This is a genomic window from Sphaerisporangium melleum, assembly GCF_014646695.1.
Lineage (GTDB): Bacteria > Actinomycetota > Actinomycetes > Streptosporangiales > Streptosporangiaceae > Sphaerisporangium > Sphaerisporangium melleum.
The window spans coordinates 33,578-35,892 of the sequence record NZ_BMNT01000017.1; the positions used below are offsets into that span (position 1 = coordinate 33,578).

Here is a 2,315-nt window from a genome sequence, read left to right on the forward strand (position 1 = left end):
GCCGGTGAACTTCGGCCACCAGAAGTAGAAGCCGGAGAACATCGCGAAGACCACGGTGCCGAAGACGACGTAGTGGAAGTGGGCGACCACGAAGTAGGAGTCGCTGACCTGGAAGTCCAGCGGCGGCGAGGCCAGGATGATGCCGGTGAGGCCACCGAACAGGAACGTCACCAGGAAGCCGACCGCGAACAGCATCGGCGAGGCGAAGGTGATGTGCCCGCGCCACATCGTGCCGATCCAGTTGAAGAACTTCACGCCGGTCGGCACCGCGATGAGGAAGGTCATGAACGAGAAGAACGGCAGGAGCACCTGGCCGGTGACGAACATGTGGTGCGCCCACACCGCGGCCGACAGGCCGGCGATGGCGATCGTCGCGCCGACGAGGCTGATGTACCCGAAGACCGGCTTGCGGCTGAACACCGGCAGGACCTCGGTGATGATGCCGAAGAACGGCAGCGCGATGATGTACACCTCGGGGTGGCCGAAGAACCAGAACAGGTGCTGCCACAGCATGGCGCCGCCGGTCGCGGAGGCGAAGATGTGCGCGCCGAGGGCGCGGTCGGCCTCCAGGCCGAGCAGCGCGGCGGCCAGCACCGGGAACGCCAGCAGCACCAGGATGCTGGTGAGCAGGATGTTCCACGTGAAGATCGGCATCCGGAACATCGTCATGCCCGGGGCGCGCATGCAGATGATCGTGGTGATGAAGTTGACGGCGCCGAGGATGGTGCCGATGCCGGACATCGACAGACCCATGATCCACAGGTCGCCGCCGATGCCGGGCGAGGAGATGGCGTCCGACAGCGGCACGTAGGCCGTCCAGCCGAAGGAGGCCGCGCCGTCGGGGGTGAAGAAGCCCGAGACGGCGATCGTGCTGCCGAACAGGTAGAGCCAGTAGCTGACCATGTTCAGGCGCGGGAACGCGACGTCCGGCGCGCCGATCTGCAGCGGCATGAGCTCGTTGGCGAAGCCCGCGAACAGCGGGGTCGCGAACATGAGCAGCATGATCGTGCCGTGCATGGTGAACAGCTGGTTGAACTGCTCGTTGCTGACGTACTCAAGACCCGGCTGGGCCAGCTCGGCGCGCATGATCAGCGCCATGACGCCGCCGATGAGGAAGAAGACGAACGACGTGATCAGGTACAGGTGACCGATGATCTTGTGGTCGGTCGACGAGAGCCACTTGGCGATCACGCTGCCCTTGCGGGCCTGCCGCGGGGCGATGCCGATCCTGATCGGCTCGTTGATGGCGGTCATTGGGCACTCCCCGCCTGACTGTTGACGTACTGGTCGTACTCGGCCTGGGGCACGAGCTTCACGGTGAACAGCATGCGGCTGTGGTCGACGCCGCACAGCTCGGCGCAGCGGCCGGCGAACTCACCCTGCTTGTTCAGCGTGTGGATCTCGAAGACGTTCTTCACGCCGGGGATGACGTCGCGCTTGAACAGGAACGCCGGCACCCAGAACGAGTGGGCGACGTCCGGCGAGGTCAGGTCGAACTGCACCGACTTGTTCTGCGGCAGCACCAGGACGGGCCGCTTGGCCGGGGTGCCGACCACGCTGACGGTCTTGCCGCCGTACTCGCTGGTGAAGCGCCAGCTCCACTGGAAGCCCTCGACGTGCACCTTGACGTCGGGGTTCTTGGAGACCGCGGTGATGATGTTCTCGTCACGGGCGGTGAAGTAGAAGAACACCGCCACCATGATGATCGGGACCGTGGTGTAGAGGATCTCGATCGGCAGGTTGTAGCGCACCTGGGGCGGCAGAGCGTCGCCGGTGTTCTTGCGCTTGCGGTGGAACGCGCAGGCCCACAGGATCAGGCCCCAGACGACGACACCGACGGCGAGGGAGGCGATCCAGGCACCGTTCCACAGTGTCTGAACGATGCCGGCCTCTTTGGTGACGCCCTCGGGCATGCCGGCACGATCCCACGTGCCAGGGCCTCCACACGCCGTCAGGGAAACCAGCAGCGCCGCCAGGGCGGCGGCACGCGGCACCCTGCGGGCCAACGGACGCCGTGTAGTACGGCGGGTCGGACTCACAGATCGCCTACCCCACAGTTAAAGCCCAAGAGTCTCCCTCCTGGGCGGTCGTTTCTGGATTCGCGTTGTACGCGTCTATTTGTTTGTCTCACGTCACGCTGGGGGACACATTAGCGCGGACGGGCACCGCCCTCCTTCCCAGCCCCCGCCGTACGCGGGTCGGCGACCCCCGGCGCCGCGCTCGGCACGCCGCTCCCCGCGGCCGCCGGAGCGGCGGGCGGGTGCGAGCATGAACGCGTGGCGTACTTCGACGCGGCCTCGGCCGAACCCCTGCAT

General features: G+C 66.3%; 2 protein-coding genes. Both read right to left on the minus strand.

The annotated features are described in order from the left end of the window. A partial coding sequence (locus tag IEY93_RS16435; protein ID WP_229691196.1) for a cbb3-type cytochrome c oxidase subunit I occupies nt 1-1,254 on the minus strand: 1,254 nt, incomplete at its 3' end. Further along, nucleotides 1,251-2,039, minus strand: coding sequence for an aa3-type cytochrome oxidase subunit II (gene ctaC, locus IEY93_RS16440; protein WP_189163939.1), 789 nt, complete (start codon nt 2,037-2,039; stop codon nt 1,251-1,253). The genes IEY93_RS16435 and ctaC, both read right to left, overlap by 4 nt. Between the last annotated feature and the right edge of the window lie 276 nt (nt 2,040-2,315).